The sequence below is a fragment of the TM7 phylum sp. oral taxon 349 genome (genome assembly GCA_018127705.1).
Lineage (GTDB): Bacteria > Patescibacteriota > Saccharimonadia > Saccharimonadales > Saccharimonadaceae > Saccharimonas.
In genome coordinates this window covers 753,002-771,209 of the sequence record CP072328.1, presented here as the reverse complement: position 1 = coordinate 771,209, position 18,208 = coordinate 753,002, and the positions used below count along the sequence as shown (strand labels likewise).

Genomic DNA, 18,208 nt, shown 5'->3' with positions numbered 1-18,208 from the left:
TAAAAGATATATGTTAGGGAGACTCGGAAAAGCCGTGCTGCGTCGACGCTCGCCGCAGCCAGTGCGTCGGCGTGCGATTGATCGCGACGATTCGCCGCAGCCGGGTGATTTAACGACAGCGGGTCGCTATGCTTTTCGGCGTAACCGCACGTTGACTGGCAGTCTTCTTTCCGAAATCGCAAGCCCAAGTGAGCGCCACGCCGATCTTAAGTCGCCGCGTGTGCAAGTGCATACATTACGCTACCATCGTCGTAAGCTCGTATTACGATTGTTTGTACTTTCGGTGGGTATTGCTGGTCTTATATGGGTACTCTATCAATCAGTTGTTATGCCAAAGGTAACGCTTATTGGCGTTGACTCGCCGTCTGCTGAAACGACGCAGCGCTATGAAAAAGCAATTCAGGATTACCTCGTGGCTCGTCCGTTTGAGCGGCTACGCGCGCTAATAGATATTAAATCCCTTATTGACTATTTACAGCATGATTATCCGGAGATTCAGTCTGTCGAGCCGACAGTCGCTTTTGCTGGGTTTGGGCGTGCAAAATTTTCTATCGTCATGCGGCATCCAGTTGTGTCATGGCAAGCGGGCGCAACACTTGTGTTTGTTGACTCTAGCGGAGCGGCATTTTACCGGAATGTGCCCGAGTCTCCTGTCGTGCAAGTTATTGACCGTACGGGTGTTCAAGCGACGACAAATAAGGTTCTTGTGAGCAATCGGTTTTTAGAGTTTGTCGGTAAGGTTGTTGGGTATTTTTCTATGCAAAAATATACTGTTTCAAGCGTAATTTTGCCTGAAGGCACAACTCGACAAATAGAGGTAAAACTTGATGGGGTAGGGTATCCGGTTAGATTGTCGATTGATCGTGCGGCAGCAAGCCAGGTTGAAGACGCGGTGCGTGCTATTCAGTATTGTGCTGAACATTCAGTTAACCCAGCATATCTTGATGTGCGGGTGAGTAGGCGAGCATTTTATAAATAGAAAAGGTCACTTCTCTTGCCAATTGGGGGATGTTCTATTTTTGTTCGTTTTTATGTAATCCAAGCGAACGAGAGAAAAAACTATATAAAAATATAAAATCGTATAAAAATCAAATAGGGCAGAAAAGCAAAAAAAAGATAGTGGGGGAATATTTTTAATAAAAATGCAAATTAACGTTAACCAGATATTTTTGTGGATAACTTATGCATGATGACTGATTCTAAAGACAAATGTATATTATGTCGTTTGCGGGCCGTTATACTTACGCAGAAGAGCCTTGGCGCTATTTCTTTAATTAAGTGAGAGTTGTATGAGTGCAGCTGCTAAGATGTGATGTATTAATGTATGTTAGTGACATATAAAAGTATAATCTCTACGCAATCCCCTACAAAAGATGGAAATGGTTCTTTATAGAATAAATTAGCACTCACATTAGATGGATGCTGATTCATCTTCTCGTACGGTATTATAAGTCGTAAAAGCTATATTGTGCGACGTTATGATAGTGTATATTTATTAATAAACTTTAAACCGGAGGTTTCCCCATGCAACCACCAATAGAATTACCAGACAACCTTAAGTCCCATCACCCTTCTCGCACCTATTTTTCACAATATTCATTTATTGCTGACAATTTCAATAAATCTATCGCCTATGATCGGCTTGTCCTTAAGGTTCTAAATAAAGATAGACTATCTAATTTTGAATTTAAGGTCTCTGAAGAAGATCAAACAATATATTATTTAACTGATGACATTGACCGGATAACTATAGTTTAGTTCGTATTTTGTTCTGACGTTTCTGGCTTATAAAGGAGGTTCTTTTTTAACGGTAATGAGATTACCCCCCGATATTTTGCAATAATGATTTTACGCTAGGTGACTGAACCGTTTTGTTTTTATTTCCTATCTGTGATTAAATATAACCATGACGAACGAAGGGCTTTCTACGCAAGTAAAAGATTTAGCTGTTCAGGTTCAGGATCTTGTAAGTGCTGTTAAAACGCTTGCTGAGACGATGAATACTAAGTTCGAACAGATTGACGAGAGGTTCGAACAGATTGACGAGAGGTTTGAGCAGATTGACAAGAGATTCGAACAGATTGACGAGAGGTTTGAACAAATCGATGAACGCTTTAACCAGATCGACCAACGCTTCGAATCAATCGACACCCAACTCTCTGACATCCGCAGTGACCATAAGAACCTTACAAACATAGTAAGAGACATGGAACTACGTTTTGAAAGGCGCTTCGAAACATTGGAAGCAGGACAATTAACTATCCGTGCAGATATCACTGGTCTCCGTCATGACATCTTCATTGAAGAAGGATCCCGTGAAGAAGCAGACGAAACAGTCTTCAAAGAGCAGAAACATAACTACGAGTCTCTTGATAAGCGTCTTCGCCTAGTTGAAGCAAAGTTCCCAGATTTAGCACAGAAGGTGGCAACTCCCTAACAATTTAGATATTGATATAATTGCGAGGGTTGTTTATCAACTTCTTGGAGAGTTATAGTTCCCTAACAATTTAGATATTGATATAATTTGCGCACTTACCAAGCGTTTGCGGTTTGAGTTATAGTTCCCTAACAATTTAGATATTGATATAATTTAGAAGAGTGTCGACGCTGGTTATGTAGCGTTATAGTTCCCTAACAATTTAGATATTGATATAATTAAATTCTGAGACACCCAATAACGTTTTTTGTTATAGTTCCCTAACAATTTAGATATTGATATAATCGATTGCGCGACATTATGAAGCGCATACAGGTTATAGTTCCCTAACAATTTAGATATTGATATAATAAAGGTGAAGCTGGAGCGATTACCGTCTAAGTTATAGTTCCCTAACAATTTAGATATTGATATAATGACTTCGGCAACGCCCTAGTCAATCAAGGAGTTATAGTTCCCTAACAATTTAGATATTGATATAATGCAGTATCGGCGCTATCACGGCAGCGATGGGTTATAGTTCCCTAACAATTTAGATATTGATATAATAAGTTAACCCTATGCACCCAGACAAGATCGGTTATAGTTCCCTAACAATTTAGATATTGATATAATCCAGCATGGGAATAAACAACCTCGTCTATTGTTATAGTTCCCTAACAATTTAGATATTGATATAATTTGCGCACTTACCAAGCGTTTGCGGTTTGAGTTATAGTTCCCTAACAATTTAGATATTGATATAATTTCAGTATCATACAGTTCAACAAACTTTGTGTTATAGTTCCCTAACAATTTAGATATTGATATAATATAATCCTCTCTGTCCAGAATCTCTTGCAAGTTATAGTTCCCTAACAATTTAGATATTGATATAATTAAATTCTGAGAGACCCAATAACGCTTCTTGTTATAGTTCCCTAACAATTTAGATATTGATATAATCGTAATGTTTTGTTTTTCGCACCTATTTTGGTTATAGTTCCCTAACAATTTAGATATTGATATAATTAACTTGTGCACCCAATCAGCCAAAAATTTGTTATAGTTCCCTAACAATTTAGATATTGATATAATACTTACTTAAATCCCTCTCTGTTGTGAGAGGGATTTAAGTTTAGAAAAATGCTAGTTGTGCGGCTGGAATTGCTCGTTCTTGTACAGTTTTTTCGCCGACAATTACGTACATGTTAGTAAATTGGTGCTCGGTTAAATATAATAATCGCACTGAGCCGCTATCTGGTGCATTGCGCCGTACGCGCATCATATGTTTTTCGGCAACATCGCGATTAGGACATAGCCGTGTATAAACGCTATATTGTAGCATGTCAAACCCGTCGTCAAGTAGAAACTTGCGAAATTGTGTCGCTGCTCGGCGCTCAGCTCTAGTATTGGTTGGCAAATCAAAGAAAACTGCCACTCGCATGATTTTATATGACATCCCTTCCCTGCCAGGAGGCGCTGATTTTTGGTAAAAGAAGCTTACTTGCCTCCTTTGCTCCTGTACTTTCAATGAAGCTTTCAACCGTTTTCTCGACGGCGTGTTTCAGAGTAAACTTCTTGTTTTGTATTATAACATAATAATTTAATATGTCAACTAACATTTGACGGTCTTGCCTGGTGAGACTTGTGTCTTGCTTACCTATATGGAGTGGTGCAAGTCTCTCAAGCACAAATAGGTCTGCGACTGCTCGGTATGACTCAATTAAGTCGTCTGCTAGGTTAAAACTGTTCAACTCACTATGGTGAAAAATACCTTGCGAGGCAACTAATCCGCGGGTGGCGATGTGCCGAGCAATATGACTGCGAACCATTGCATAGCCATAATTAAGTGCCGCGTTGTGCCAGATCGGTTTTCGGCGCGTGGCGTCATCAAGTAACTGATCAAAGTAAGCACGGGCAGCGATTGATTCGCGGTTAGTACTATCACCTGATTTCACCTGGACAGCGTATTGGCGCAATGGCATATCGTTCAGGTTAAAGTGCTGGAGTACGTCAGCCTGATTGGAAATTTTTTGCATGACGATGCGTTGCCAGAGCTGCTTTTTCAGCGGTTGACTCATATTTAGCTGTAGGCGTGAAACTTTTGCTTGACGAGAGTGTTGTGAGTACGGTAATAATACACTAGCTGGCAGGTGCTTTTCGTCGCAAATGACAACCGTTGTGTTGTTAGTCGCAAGCTCTGTTAGTAAATTTGCTGTTGTGGTGATGCCATAGCTGTCAAGAATCAGTGCGTCAATATCTTCAATTGGCAGGTTTACTTCTTCGTTTTGTGTAATAACAAGCTGATTATCGCGTAGGCTTAGGCGACTTGGATTTTGAATACCGATTACGCGCCAGGCCACTATGACCTCGGGGCGTTATCGCCGAGGATTGAGATATCGTAACGCTTAATGAGGGTTGCCGAGCGAGGCGAGATTCGAACTCTATTATCGCCCTCTTTATTCGCTGCGGAATGGTTTAGGACGGTAATTCGCCCAGATGCTGAGTCGTAGGCGAGGTAATAGCCTTCTTCAATTGTATTTTTAAAATAACATCGTACATAATCATTCGGATATAGTGAGCAGACTTTTGTAAATGTCTCATCAACATCGGCAAAGCCTTTTGGTGCGGGTAGAATCTTTGTTGGTGTGGATTGGTTTTTGCCAACCTGGTGCGCATAAACCGGTACGAAAAAATGCTCAATTCTGCCTTTCTGATTCTGTTTCTGATATACGTCTAGGCGAATCATTGAGCCGTTATTGACGAATGCTCTACCTTTATTTACCAAGAAACCGGATGGTTGTGTTGAATAAACTTTTATTGTCGAGACTGGCATGAGCGGTTTTCTGTGTTTATCAAATTTCTTATCATTTTTATAGACTGGCTCAGCAAATGCTTTCTCAGGGTTATTGTCGTTTGCTTCTAATAGTGAAATGAGCTTACTGTATAGCCATGCGTCCGACTCTTTCAGAACAGAATTCTCAACATCTTTAATCTTGATTTTACTCAGCGGTATACGTACTGTTCTTTGGTCATTATCTTTTACTCTTGGCGAACGAATCGTTTCTTTATGAGCTTGGGCGGCTGCTTTTCGACGCGGCATTCGTGAAACGAAAATCGGTCGCACCTGTGAGCGAAATTCATCGTCATAGCCCTCTAAGCCATACAATTCATTTCGCAGCGTTTCTGTGTCGGTATCCAGCGTACGCTTGCGAATTTCCTTAGCAAAGTCCGCCCACGGCTCAGGAAAACGGTGTTTTGAATTTTCGTCCATGCTCTGCTTAATATATTCAAGCTCTGCTTTTTCGCGTTGGGCTTGAGAAAACTGATCTTCCTCAGTAATTTCTCCCGTCTCTTGGTCTGTGCTCTTGAGTAAAATACGTTTCTTTTCCTCAATTGATTTTATGGTTTGTGTGTATAATTTCAGTTCTTGATCACGCGAGAAAAGATTGGCCTGGCAGATGATTCTATTGTCGATTGCCGCAACAATTGCTGCGTCGGCTGCGTGGTGTAACACGTTTTCTTCACGCACCTTACTCAAACCCCAGCGTTTACGTAAATACGAGGTTATCGTGCCGTTTGGCGCAAGCACACGTTGTTTATCGTCTCCTTCGGCGAAGCTAACTGTCTGGCGCAGATAATTTTGTACGAACCGAGTAATATAGCGCGTGTCGTTCAGCGCTCGCGTGTTCCAGCTGTCGTTCTTATATTCCTCGATGAGAAGATTCTGCTTTTTGCGCATAGCATAGCCGTTGAATTTATAGTTTTCGCTATTTATTGCTTTATCGCTAGTTTTGATATCGCGTGTTTGGTATGTTGCGTTGACGCGTGCTGCAAATTGTTTCCAACGCGTCTCGTCACCGCCGAAATACTCAAATGGCGTGCGGTTCGCCTTCTCTTGGTTCTCCTCAGTCTTCACTAAAACTTTATTCGTTAAGCCGTCGTTGTTTGAACGCGAAAATGGCACGATATGGTCGATTTGATACGCGTTGTCATCGTGGATCATGGCTTGAAAGTCAATTGGATCGCCAGAATATAAACATTTACCGTTCTGCTCTCGATAAAGTTTGACCTTAGTTATCATTTGCCCGTTTGCGTCAATATTTTGCGAAAGCGGCACATTATTCTCTCTCAAAAACTCAAGTAAATTCTTGCCGCGTTTAGTCTTGGGCTTTATGTTGTAGCCGTGTTCAATAATCTCTTTAATCTCTGAATTGAAGGCTTGGTTGTCCTTATTTTCATTTTCAATCGCCTTGCGATCTTTGAAATTCTTTGCTAAATCTCGAGCGGTCTCTACCTTGATAAAATACGGTTTGCCGTATTTACGAATTACTGCCTGCACGATTTTATTGGTTTGTGAAATTGCCCGTTTGACGACCGGGTTAGTGATTTGTTCTAAGTTAGCAGACTTTCTGCGGAAATCATAACCAGCTTTCTCGCAGGCCTTGTCGTAGGTTAATCCGCTCAAAATATGTGGCGTGATTTTTTGCAAAGCTTTTATAGATAGATGTCCAAATGATCTAAAATTCTTTGGGTTAATTTTAAGAATTGCATACGTTGCCTCGTCCGAAAGTGCCAGCCCACTCAATTTTTTGAGAATCTCAACGTCCTCACGTTCAGTTGTTAGAATATAGGCGATTTCATTGAGTGTTGACTCGTTATCAACTTTCACCCAATCTTCGGGTGTGCTTTTTAGTGCTTTTTTGATGTCGTGGTAGGCTTTTAGCTTGCCAAACTCGTTCTTCTCGCCATACGGGTCGTCCTTATTTATCTTTCCGCGAACATACCCCGGAGCATATTCTTCGCTAATGCCAGCGACTTGGCGAACTTTTTTATAAGTGATTGATGCAGTCTTTTTTGCTTCAGTGACGACAGCTGCGATTTGCTCTGGGTTCAGCGTTAGTCTAAAGTGTTCGCGCTTTGCCTGGCGGCTATTCGTATTTTTCGGTACGAAAACGAGGTTCACCAAATTATTTGCAAATTGGAAAATCTCAAAACTATAGCTTGCTCGTGGTGCGCGTTTCTCACCCTTCTCAAAGGTGCACTCGCCAACCATCTTTTTGATTAGCTCTTCCGTCATAAACGGGCGTTGGTACATGATAGCACTACTGTTAGTCAATAAACCGTCTGAGTCGACGCCGTAGATAAGGCTGTGTAGGGCTTCGTCGCCCACGTTGTTTAGAGCGTATTTTCGTTGAGATTTTATAATTTCTTCTAGCTCGTGAATAAAGTCTGCTCGCGCAAAACTATTAGTATAACTATCGCGTTTGTTGCGTTTGTGCTCAGTATATTTTTCATCTTGCGCGAGTGCTTGTCCAACGGTTTTGTAGCCTCTTTCTGCCAAGAGCTGTTCGTTTATTGTTAACGCTTTGCTAACACGACCACCTTCACGATCTGTTTCTTCTACAGATTTACGATTACTCTTAAATCCTCGCCGTTTGCTAATCTGATAGAGTACCTTAAACAGCTCTTCGGCGGTAAGTTTGTGATTAAGGGCTTTATCGCGCAGTGCATACGCATCTAGCTTATTGTATGTTGATTTCGGATCAAGTATTTCTGCGATTTGTGCCTGCGTTAAAATTTTTTCATTAACAAAGAATCGCTTCAGATAATTTAAGCGTTGGCGGCGGCGTTTGAGTCGATGGCGAGCTGAGCGCGCATCGCGGCGCGGTTTTGCGAGCGAGTCGCCGTTTTGTGGATCCTCTGGTCGTTCGAAAATCCGCACGCCTAAATCATGAATTCGTTCTTTTTCTAAATCAATGACCGCCCAGCCGACGGAGGTAGTACCAATGTCAAGTCCAAGAGAGTATTTTGAAGGTTTCATGTATAAATTATATAATGATTTTTGCTAAATTCCAAGCATAAACACTACTGAGTAAGATAATCCACCCAGCGGATATCGGAGGGTGGATTAGAGCTTTGCTTTAGATTCTCAATAGAACTCTCTACCGTAATTTATGTTAAGACATAAATCCTAAGTAGCTAAATTATTATAGAAACCTAAAACAATTCAGATATTGATACAATCCTTACTTAAGGGACTGTATTTGCTATTATACTGCACATTCGCTTGAGTGCGCAAGTTTTTATATCAAAGCGTATTCATAGTAAATACCCACACCCTCGCACTATCACTCTCCTCCATCTTCATCATATTTCATTACTCACACTGTAACGTATATCTTACTGTGATACTAGGGAAGTTAGTTTCCGGTAAGTGTAATAGTTATAATTATAAATTTTAATATTATGACATAATTTTAGTAAAAAGTATTGACTTTAACGTCGATCCATTAACCTAAACCAGAACCTCCCATAAACTTAGGAGTGAATAGCAACTAAGTGAAAGGAGATGTTCCTAATGCCTACCATACCAAAAGTTTGCCAGTAACAAGAAATACTGGCAGATCCTTAACAAACTAGTCTTTGGCGATGGAGGCGTCTTGTCCTCGCTGCTATAAGGGTCTTCATGAAAACTATTGCAACAAATATCTGTGGTGTAAACTGTGCCGCAAGAAATACCGGCCTACCAGCTACCAGCTACCAGCTACCAGGCTAGTTGGTTATACGGCATGAAGCTAAGTCCCCGGCAGCTCTGTTCATCCTGCTCTACTGCTAGCAAACAAAACGCTCAACGGAAACGTCATACCTATTAGCTAGCGTAAGCTATACTACTGTTCGGCGCTGGTTTGCCCGATTCCGCAAGCAACTGCCTGGCAGCAGCAAGCTCGCCACCATGCTGGAGGGTGCGGTGTAAGTAGATGAAAGCTTTTGGCAAGAGGCGATCCAAACAGCCTCAGCACATCGTAGTTGGCGCTAAAGATACTACGACTGGGCGCATTGCCCTACGCATTACCGGCAGCCGGGGATAGACAATCGCTTGAACAATTTGTTCAGGATTACATCGTAGCAGGCAGCCTAGTGGCGAGTGACAAATGGTGGGGCGTATGACGAGCTAAGAACTACTTGGCTACGCTCATGAGAGTTGGAATCATAGCAAAGGGTGCTTTGCCAGTACCAACCAAGGAGAGAATGTCTGGAGCGTGACAAAGCGGTATGCTCGGGAAGCTGTTCGGCGGAAGAATCCTGACGAGACAGCTAGACTCTCTTTGCCAAGAATGGATGGCAAGAGCTAACCAGCCAGAACTGCTCGCCAGCCCAATAGCATTCCTACGGTTTACTATGGCTTTACGGGTTGGTTGGGTGAACCACGTCCTCCTTATATGATATAATATATATTAGCCTTTTTGATGGCATCAGCTATCATCTAGGCACTTCGTCCTTAAGTCAGATGCTTAAGGACTTGAGGCGCCAAAGGCTGGCACCTCATAGAACAAGAAAGGAAGAGCTGTGAGCTCTTTTCTTGACACGATCGCTGTCCTTATTATTTTTTCACCGTTGCTCGTGGGAGCCACGGTCAACAAGGCCTTTGAAAGTAGTAGGTGGCGAGGCGTCGCCACCTGTATCGCTGTAATTGCCGCCTTGACGGTGGTGTTTACCTTCCAAGCGTGTGTCTGGAGGGTAAACAACTGGGACTACGGCCTCAAGTTGATTGTGGCGTCAATAGACATCGCGATGCTGCTGTTCTCCGGGGAATTTATTGCCATGGCGCCATATATGACAGAGGAGGATGAGAAGAAAGAGTAGTTAATAAGGTGTTCGCGCCCAGCTGGTGGGCGCACATAAACTGAGCCAGCGAAACCGCCTGAAATCCAGGCGTCCCCGCACGGGTTATTCGTGCGGGGTTATTTCTTTTTGTATATAGAGTTGTTTAATGGGTGTCAGCTGACCGGTTGGACGATTGAGCAATTGTTTGATATAGTTACCGACGCATAGGGGCTTGCTTAAGTATAAGATTTACTCATTGCTCTTTGCGGCGGCAGGTTTCTTCCGTCTTGATCGAGTTCGTTTGCGCTTTGGTTTTGTAGTGGCAGCGTCGCTATTATCGGCTTCGCTTTTGCCGGATGTGGGCTTTACTAGAGTAGTGTTCGCAGTGCTTGTAGCTGCCTTCGTTGATGACTTAGTGCGTCCATGGTCGATCTGCAATATGCCAGACTCAATGGTTGGTGATAGCGTCTTTTTCGAGACGCTCACCTCTCTTGCTGGCTGTGGCTGGTCTTGACTTTGTTGTGCTTGCTGACGGGCTATGCGATCGGCGGCGCGCTGTTCGGGTGTCTTTGGCGGCGTGTAGGCTGGTCCGGGGCGCTTGACGGTGAGATTTTCGGGCGGCAGCATACGCTCGTTGATTTCGGCTTCAATTTCGGATCGCTGGCGCGAATAATGCTCGCGCGTCCACTGGATGATTCGCCCCGTATTATCGTCTTGGTAGGTTGGTAGATTTAACGTTTTTGCGCTAAATGCTGGTGCCTTTTCGCCGTTAATTACCATATTAATGATGAAATTGCGGTTGTGCATTTGCAGGAGATCGTTTGGCTCAAATTGCGGCTCAAATTGTTTAGCGAGGATCGGGCTATCGTCGGCGGAGACGCGGAATGAAATCATTGTACCGACGTTGCCGAAGACGGCGTCGCGCACCGTGTCTTGCATTTGGCTGATATACTGATTCGCAACAGTAAGATTGAGACCGTATTTGCGCGCTTCGGACAAAATCGTTGCAAAGCTATCAGTGGCAAAATTCTGGAACTCGTCGACGTATAAGTAGAACGGGCGGCGATCTTTAACATCGGGAATGTCGCTGCGGCTCATAGCGGCGAGCTGAATTTTTGTGACGATGAATGAACCTAAGATGCCGGCGTTGTCTTCGCCGATTAAACCTTTACTTAAGTTAACGATGAGGATTTTACCCTCGTCCATGATTTGGCGGATGTTAAACGTTGACTTTGGCTGACCAATAATATTACGAATGATTGGGTTTGCTGTAAAGGCGCCGACTTTGTTGAGCACTGGCGCAATTGCTTCTGCTTGGAACTTATCCGTCCAGCTGGCAAATTCAACATTCCAAAATTGCAATACGACAGTATCTTGGCAGTAACTAAGCGTTTCTTTGCGGAATTTTTTATCGGTGAGCATGCGCGTAATGTCAAGCATTGTAGTCTCGGGACGGTCAAGGAGCGCGAGGATTGTGTAGCGCAAAATATATTCAAGGCGCGGTCCCCAACTTTCGCCAAACATGCGCTTCAATACGCCAATGACTTCTGAACTTATATTATTCTTTTGCTCAGGGTTTGTTACTTCAAGCGGGTTGAAACCGAGCGGAAATTGTGTATCGGCTGGATTGAAATAGACGATGTCTTTTAGTCGCGAACCCGGGATAAAGCGCATATTGTTAATTGCGAAATCGCCGTGCGGGTCAATAATCGCATAGCCCTGTCCGTGGAAAATATCGCTGAGCGCAAACAACTCAAGTAATCCTGATTTTCCTGCTCCCGTTTGTCCGATGATGTAGACGTGGCGCGAGCGGTCATAGCGCAGCATGCCAAACTGGTGGTTGATGCCGCGGAAATTGGTCATGCCAAATGCTGAAATGTTTTCGTCTTGCGCTGGATCGCCAGTGAGAACTGGCAGTTTTGCTGGCGGTTCGGCAGTCTTGGTGCTTGCCCAGACGATGTTTGGTGTCTCGACGTTGGTATGTGGTAAGTGAAACACGCTTGCGACTTCTTCAATATTCATCAGATAGCCGCGGTCGGCAAACAGGCGCGTTTTGTATTTGGCGAGCGCTTCTTTAGCGAAGCTGTCATTTGTCATCTTGAAACCGTTAAGGTTGGTTGAATTAAACTGCTTAAATGTGCCGACAATCCCCTGCATGCGCAAACGTGCGTCGCTAACGCTTTCTCCTAAATAGGCAACGCGGATTTTTACCTGATAACCGAGTTTTGTTGCTTTCTTTTCAGCTTCGGCGATGCGTGTCTTATCGCGCTCGGACAACTCTTTCGCCGCGCCAGTTCCCTGCTCTGGCGGCGCCCACAGCGCTTCAAACAAGCTGGCAACCCATCGTCCGCCGCCGCCTTGTCCGAATAAGTTGAAACCGCCTGTTTTGATTGACGTAATCCAACTGTCTGCCGCTTTATGCCAGTCGTCGCGCACTGGGCGTACGAGCATTTGAATCCATATTTCCTCGTCTGTGTCTTCAAGCTTGGCGAGTGTGCCGGTAATACCGGCGAGCGGGTCGACTTCAAAGCTCTGGAACGTTTTAATCGGCAGAAACTCTCGATCGGTTAGTGATAATTCCGACGTATAGACGACGGTGTGGTGGCGTTCGTGTGTGACGTAATCTTCTTCGGCAGTGTGAATTTGTACCTGTGGATACTGCGCATAGATTTGTCCTTCAACGAAGCTCTGCAGTGCTTTTGGCGTCCAGACGTAGAATTGAATGCGTCCGCCGACCGAGGCAATTTCAAAGCTGAGGTGCTCTTGGTACCCGCCATTCGCCCTGAGTTCGCGCGCATCGCGCAAGATACCGTGTAAGCTTGCAAACATTTGTTCGGCGGCGAGCTCGGACTTGTCGTTTGTTTTTGGAATCTCAAGCATTAATAGAACGCTTTCAATATTCTTTACGGCGTCAATGCTGCGGTAGTTGCGCCAGGTCATATACCCTAAAACGAGTACAATTGGCATCCAAACGTACCATTGCATGAGTAGGCTGACGACTGACAAAACGAATGACATAATATCTTTTATATTATATCATAATCTGAGCAATAAGCGCTGCCCGCGCCCTCTGTTTCATCTGATCGTTCGAGTGAGATTAGTGACGTAGCCTCTTTTACGATGGTTAACGTCGAAGAAACCAGGTCATTCTGATTCCTTTAACTTTCGTGTTGTGCAGCGTCGGCGAGGGCGTACGTTGCTTTAGCGACGCGTTTGAATTCTGGTTTGCTCTGCAGGTTGAGGAGGATTGTCGTTTCTTTGACGCGGCGGCTCTTAAGTACGCGCCTGACGATTTCGTCGCGGTGCAACGGCTCGCCGGCGTCTTTGAGCACGTTTGCGATAATTTCCGACACCGTGCCGCGCGAGTAGCCCCATTCCTGCAACGCGTAAATGCCGCGGCCGATGAGCACGAAGCGCTTGTCCTTGATGAGCTCGTTGTGGATCGCCTGCGTGGTGACATTCTTGCGCTTGAAGTCGCTTGTTTTAATCGCTTTAGCGATTTCCGAGAAATGCAACGGTTTGCCATTACCTACGAGGATAACGTAGATTTTGTCGCGGATATTCTTCGGATTGACGGTTGGCCATTTCGTGAGTCCCCAAACGTCTTTTAGGCTAGCGAGCTGTTTTGATAGGCTCGCGAGAGCGCGGACTTGCGCTGGGCTTTCGTAAGTGAGCATGCCGTGGAGCGTTTCAATGTCGATAGGTTCGCCGTGTTTTTTGATCGTTTTAACAATGGTATCAATGTTGCTGCGAATTTTCTTTTCGTCGCCGTTTTCGGCGATGCTAATACCCTGGTAATAGTTGTCGGTTTCGTTGATAGTTGTGAGGCGTGGTGAGAGTTCGGCAATAAATGCGACGTGCGTGCGGATAGCTGTTGCTTTTCCGGGCGACAAGCGTTCGGCGATGTCGTTGACGCGCCCAATGCGACCGTTCTCCGACAAGTCGCGGATGATGAGGCGTTCAATGGTGCGAACAGCTGGAATATTGCCCTCTTCTGTCGCGATTTTTAGGCGAATAATAATTGCTTTCTCAAGCTGACGCACGCGTTCGCGAGTGATACCAAGGAGCTCGCCGATTTGCTCAAGCGTTTCTTTGCGGTCGAATAAACCAAAACGGCGCGTAATAATCTCGCGCTCGCGTTCTTGATCGATCGTTTTCAAAATGTCTTGAATGGCGGTTTTGATTGTCGATGCGGTGTCGGTGCCAGCAACTTCGGTCATATAGTATCTCCAGCCTCCGCCTCACCTGAGGCTTTTATAGTGTTAGGTTAGTATAAATGATTTATTAATTATAATATATAGTGTTATAAATGTCAAACCCTCACGGTTCTATAAATATTGTATCACAATATAGACGCTTATGGTAAATGTTTTTTTGGCACTTTTTTTACCGAAAAAGAATGATAAGGCTAGAAACATTTTTGTACCGTGTCAAACTACCTCTGTTGAATTGTCGGTGATGTATGTAAAACGACGATAGAGCCACATCATAAATATCATGATGAGCAAAATATTTAAGCGCTAGCTACAGTGGTTTAAGGCTGAGAACCCAGTAGTGGTGTAGCGAAATTAAAGATAGGCACGGTGCTCGCAGGTGTATGCGATGAGTACTTTGACGTATCAATATCGGCTGATATATCAATCGCGGGCGGCGGCGTAGACAAGAGCGCCTGCGTGTCGATATCGTCAATGTCGTCAAATACGCCGTCTTCTAGGCGGACTCCGGCATGCTCGGCGGCGAATTTCACGACGGTTTCGCGGATTTGTGCTCGTGTTAGGTTTGATGCGCCGGTAAATTCATGTCCGGCGTGTGATATGCGAATGAAACGGCTGAGCGGCTGCTGTACGACGATACGTTCATAGAGTAAGTGCGATTGGTCGGGCGACACGACCTTGTCTTTGGCGCCATGCAGGAATAAAAACGGCGGCGGCGTGCCGGTGATTTTATGATAAAGCGGACTGGCTTTTTTAGCGGTTGCAAAGTCGGCTGACCCGAGGTAGTTAAAGGCGTTAGGATTGCGTCGGCGCCCTAGCTTGAGCTGGCGCACTAAATCGGTTGTACCGTACAGGCTTACGACGCCGCGAATTGTCACGGGCGGTTTGGCGGTAGAAAGCGCATAGGTACTCACTAAAAAGCCGCCGGCACTATCGCCTATTAATATGGCACTACGCGTATTGATGGCATACTGGGATGCAATTGCAGCGAGTGTATTGATGGCGCAGGCGGTGTCGTTATTCTGCGTTGGATAGCGATGCCGTGGTGCTAAGCGGTAATTAATCGACGCAAACGCAAATCCGGCGCGCACCAAAGCGGCACCGTAGAAATCGGCGATTGCATTGCGTTTGTCGCCTTTGCTCCAGCCGCCGCCGTGAACATAAATAGCGAGCGGACATGATGCGTGGGTGCGGGCTGGGTCGGTTGATTCTGGCGGCAGATATATATCAATTGTTTGCTCAGCGTCTCCGCTGCAGTATGGTACGTCGTGGATGATGCGAGCCACTTTACCAAGGCGGTACATTGCATAGGAATTGCCAATCGGGTTTTTGATTGATAGTGAATATAGCGACGCAATACAGACGGCGAGCAAACAGAGTAAAAGCCAGTGGCGCACTTTGCGGAAACGTTGACGAAATGTCATATTTATGATAATACACTGTTACAATAACAGCGTCAAGACGCGATTTTTCGCTGGGTAACGTGGTGTCTGGGTGTGACGGCTTTTCCGCATTCACGTTCTACCTATTGCGATGCGGTAGAATTATTTTTTCTTTGATTTTGTCGATGAGGCGCGTGATTTGCTGGCTTTTTGCGTGGCGCTGCGTCGTCCGCGTGCGCGTCTGGCGGGTGCAGCTGCAAGCATCTCGCGTGCTTGTTCGGCTGTGATTGTTTTCGGGTCGGTGTCTTTCGGGATTTTTGCATTCTTTTTACCATCAGTGACGTATGGCCCGAAGCGCCCATTAAGTACTTTGACGTCGCCAAAATCGGCGATATGTTTTTCAGCTTCAGCCTGCAACTTTGCGGCGTATAGCTCGCGCGCCTTTGCTTCGGTAATCTCTCGCGGGTCATCCTCCTTTAGGCTGACGTATAGCTTGCCGACTTGAATGTATGGCCCGAAGCGTCCGATATTAGCGCTAATATCTTGCCCGTCCTCAGTTGTGCCGACAAGCCGCGGTAACTCAAACGCTTTGAGTGCTTGCTCTAATGTGACGGTGCTGATTTTTGTACCACGCGGCAGTGGCGCGAAGTGCGGTTTCTCGTCGCTATCGGTACTGCCAAGCTGGAGCATTGGTCCGAAGCGTCCGAAGCGCGCGATGATTGGTTTACCGGTTTTTGGATCGGTGCCAATGTCGCGCGAATCGCCAACTTTGCTGCGGTCAATTGCGCCCGATTGCTCAATGCGGGCATGAAACGGTTCGTAAAAGTTGTGCAGCATGGCATTGCGCGTTAATTTGTTGCTCGCGATGTCATCGAAATCTTTCTCGACGTTGGCGGTAAATCCGTAATCAACGACTGGCTTAAAATGGTCGGTAAGAAAGCCGCTGATAAGCTCGCCCGCCGGTGTTGGTATGAGCTTGCCGCGGGTTGAGCCGGTTTTTTCAGTCTGGATGTCGCGTTCAACATTCCCATCGATACGCTGCAGCACGATAACGTCGCGTGGCTTGCCTTCGGATTCGCCGCGTTCAGCGTAACCGCGTGTTTGGATCGTGTTCATAATAGTGGCATAGGTGCTTGGGCGTCCAATGCCAAGTTCTTCAAGTTTTTTAACGAGCGTACCTTCAGTGTAGCGCGCAGGCGGACGAGCAAAGACCTGGCGCGCCTCCATGGAATACTCGCGCACAAGATCGCCGGCGGTAAATGTCGGTAGGACAGTGTCGTCCTTGCCGCCACCGTAGACGCGCAGGAAGCCGTCGAAGACAATGGTATGTCCTTTAGCCTCAAAAACGAGATCGTTTGCATTAGCAGCACTGTTGACCGCCTGTTTAGTATTTGCCTGTTCAATCCGGATCGTTACCGTTGTGTTCTCTATCTTGGCGGATGCCATTTGGCTGGCGAGCGTGCGCCGGCGGATGAGGTCGTAGAGCTTTTGGTCGTAGCCGTTGCCGCTGACCGATTCGCGCGTGACATCAGTTGGGCGGATTGCTTCGTGGGCCTCCTGTGCGCCGGCGGATTTCGTTTTGAATGTGCGGGCGTGGCTGTATTCAATACCGTAGAGCCGCTTGATGTGATCGGCGCTAGCGGCAATTGCCTGTTTTGATAGGTTTACGCTGTCGGTACGCATGTATGTAATGCGTCCCTCTTGATATAATTTCTGCGCACTCGCCATAGTGGCGCGGCTGCTCATACCTAGCTTGGCGTTGGCTTCTTGCTGCAACGTGCTGGTGGTGAATGGCGCGGCAGGGTTGCGGGTTGATGGCGATGTCTTTATATCGTCAATGATGTATTTTGCGTTGTTCAGTGATTCTAGGAAGGCGCGCGCATCAGCTTCAGTATCAAACCGCTGCTTAAGTTCGGCTTTGACTTCTTGTCCGTCGTATATGAATACGGCGGTAACCTTGAATTGGAAACTACCCGCGAATTGCTCAATTTCATGCTCGCGTTCAACCAGCAGGCGTACAGCAGGACTCTGCACGCGTCCGGCGGATTTACCGCCTGGGACTTTTTGCCAGACGACAGGGCTTAGCTCAAAGCCAACGAGGCGGTCTAAAATTTGCCTTGCCTGCTGCGCTTCGACGAGTTTCATGTCAACAGTACGCGGGTGTTGGATTGCTGCTTCAATTGCAGGTTTGGTGATTTCATGAAAGGTAATACGCTTAGTAGTGGCAGGGTCAAGGTTTAAAACTTCGCATAAGTGCCAGGCGATCGCCTCCCCTTCGCGGTCTTCATCGGTAGCGAGCCAGACGTTCGCTGCACCGACTGCCTTGACGGCTTTTTCTAGCTTGGCGATAATTTTTTCCTTTTCGGGATCAACCTCGTAGATAGTTTTGAAATCGTGTGCAACATCAATCGGCGGCGTGCCGTCTTTGGCTTTCTTCGCAATAGAGCGAATATGCCCTACGCTTGACAAAACATGAAAATCATGTCCAAGATATTTTTCAATAGTTTTTGCTTTTGCCGGCGACTCGACGATAACGAGGTTCTTCATAATTGTCTATAATATAGCGCATTGCGAAAAATGCCAAA

At 45.7% G+C, this 18,208-nt stretch carries 10 protein-coding genes and 1 CRISPR repeat array; of the genes, 3 read left to right on the top strand and 7 right to left on the bottom strand.

What is annotated here, in order from left to right; translation table 11 throughout:
* The first annotated feature begins 10 nt into the window (after positions 1–10).
* Positions 11–979: a hypothetical protein gene (locus J5A52_03910; protein QUB37264.1), complete on the top strand. Its 969-nt coding sequence runs from the start codon at positions 11–13 to the stop codon at positions 977–979.
* Positions 980–2,422: 1,443 nt separating this feature from the next.
* Positions 2,423–3,514: direct repeats of the CRISPR family, unit length 36 nt; unit sequence GTTATAGTTCCCTAACAATTTAGATATTGATATAAT.
* 40 nt (positions 3,515–3,554) lie between these two features.
* Here J5A52_03910 and cas2 read toward each other — a convergent pair.
* From cas2 to cas9, 3 genes are read right to left on the bottom strand one after another with little or no spacing between them, the layout of a single operon-like run.
* A complete protein-coding gene (gene cas2, locus J5A52_03905; protein QUB37263.1) occupies positions 3,555–3,878 on the bottom strand; it encodes a CRISPR-associated endonuclease Cas2 in 324 nt (107 codons plus the stop codon).
* Positions 3,868–4,782 (bottom strand): type II CRISPR-associated endonuclease Cas1, encoded by a 915-nt coding sequence (cas1, locus tag J5A52_03900; GenBank protein QUB37262.1) that lies wholly within the window; start codon positions 4,780–4,782, stop codon positions 3,868–3,870. The genes cas2 and cas1 overlap by 11 nt, the downstream gene beginning before the upstream one ends.
* Positions 4,782–8,243, bottom strand: a complete 3,462-nt coding sequence (gene cas9 / locus J5A52_03895; GenBank protein QUB37261.1) for a type II CRISPR RNA-guided endonuclease Cas9 — start codon at positions 8,241–8,243, stop codon at positions 4,782–4,784. Before cas9 ends, cas1 begins: the two co-directional genes overlap by 1 nt.
* 986 nt (positions 8,244–9,229) lie before the next feature.
* Here cas9 and J5A52_03890 point away from each other — a divergent pair.
* Positions 9,230–9,370 carry a hypothetical protein gene (locus tag J5A52_03890; GenBank protein QUB37260.1) on the top strand — a complete coding sequence of 47 codons (141 nt, stop codon included), beginning with the start codon at positions 9,230–9,232 and terminating at the stop codon, positions 9,368–9,370.
* A gap of 399 nt (positions 9,371–9,769) precedes the next feature.
* Positions 9,770–10,066, top strand: coding sequence for a hypothetical protein (locus J5A52_03885; GenBank protein QUB37259.1), 297 nt, complete (start codon positions 9,770–9,772; stop codon positions 10,064–10,066).
* 210 nt (positions 10,067–10,276) lie between these two features.
* Here the strand turns inward: J5A52_03885 and J5A52_03880 are convergent, their stop codons facing one another.
* The 4 genes from J5A52_03880 to topA form a co-directional block, all read right to left on the bottom strand.
* Complete coding sequence (locus J5A52_03880) at positions 10,277–11,890, bottom strand: ATP-binding protein (GenBank protein QUB38009.1); 1,614 nt, start codon at positions 11,888–11,890, stop codon at positions 10,277–10,279.
* 1,295 nt (positions 11,891–13,185) lie between these two features.
* Complete coding sequence (locus J5A52_03875; GenBank protein ID QUB37258.1) at positions 13,186–14,247, bottom strand: hypothetical protein; 1,062 nt, start codon at positions 14,245–14,247, stop codon at positions 13,186–13,188.
* A gap of 314 nt (positions 14,248–14,561) precedes the next feature.
* The gene (locus J5A52_03870; protein QUB37257.1) at positions 14,562–15,665 is read right to left on the bottom strand and encodes an alpha/beta hydrolase; all 1,104 of its coding nucleotides are present in this window, start codon (positions 15,663–15,665) and stop codon (positions 14,562–14,564) included.
* Between the two features lie 120 nt (positions 15,666–15,785).
* On the bottom strand, positions 15,786–18,173 hold the full coding sequence (gene topA / locus J5A52_03865; GenBank protein QUB38008.1) for a type I DNA topoisomerase: 2,388 nt from the start codon (positions 18,171–18,173) through the stop codon (positions 15,786–15,788).
* Positions 18,174–18,208 lie beyond the last annotated feature (35 nt).

Bases quoted from the DNA above. Each gene is read 5' to 3' on its own strand.
- J5A52_03910 (QUB37264.1), top strand. From the start codon at position 11: ATGTTAGGGAGACTCGGAAAAGCCGTGCTGCGTCGACGCTCGCCGCAG.
- cas2 (QUB37263.1), bottom strand. From the start codon at position 3,878: ATGTCATATAAAATCATGCGAGTGGCAGTTTTCTTTGATTTGCCAACC.
- cas9 (QUB37261.1), bottom strand. From the start codon at position 8,243: ATGAAACCTTCAAAATACTCTCTTGGACTTGACATTGGTACTACCTCC.
- J5A52_03880 (QUB38009.1), bottom strand. From the start codon at position 11,890: ATGACCAATTTCCGCGGCATCAACCACCAGTTTGGCATGCTGCGCTAT.
- J5A52_03875 (QUB37258.1), bottom strand. From the start codon at position 14,247: ATGACCGAAGTTGCTGGCACCGACACCGCATCGACAATCAAAACCGCC.
- J5A52_03870 (QUB37257.1), bottom strand. From the start codon at position 15,665: ATGACATTTCGTCAACGTTTCCGCAAAGTGCGCCACTGGCTTTTACTC.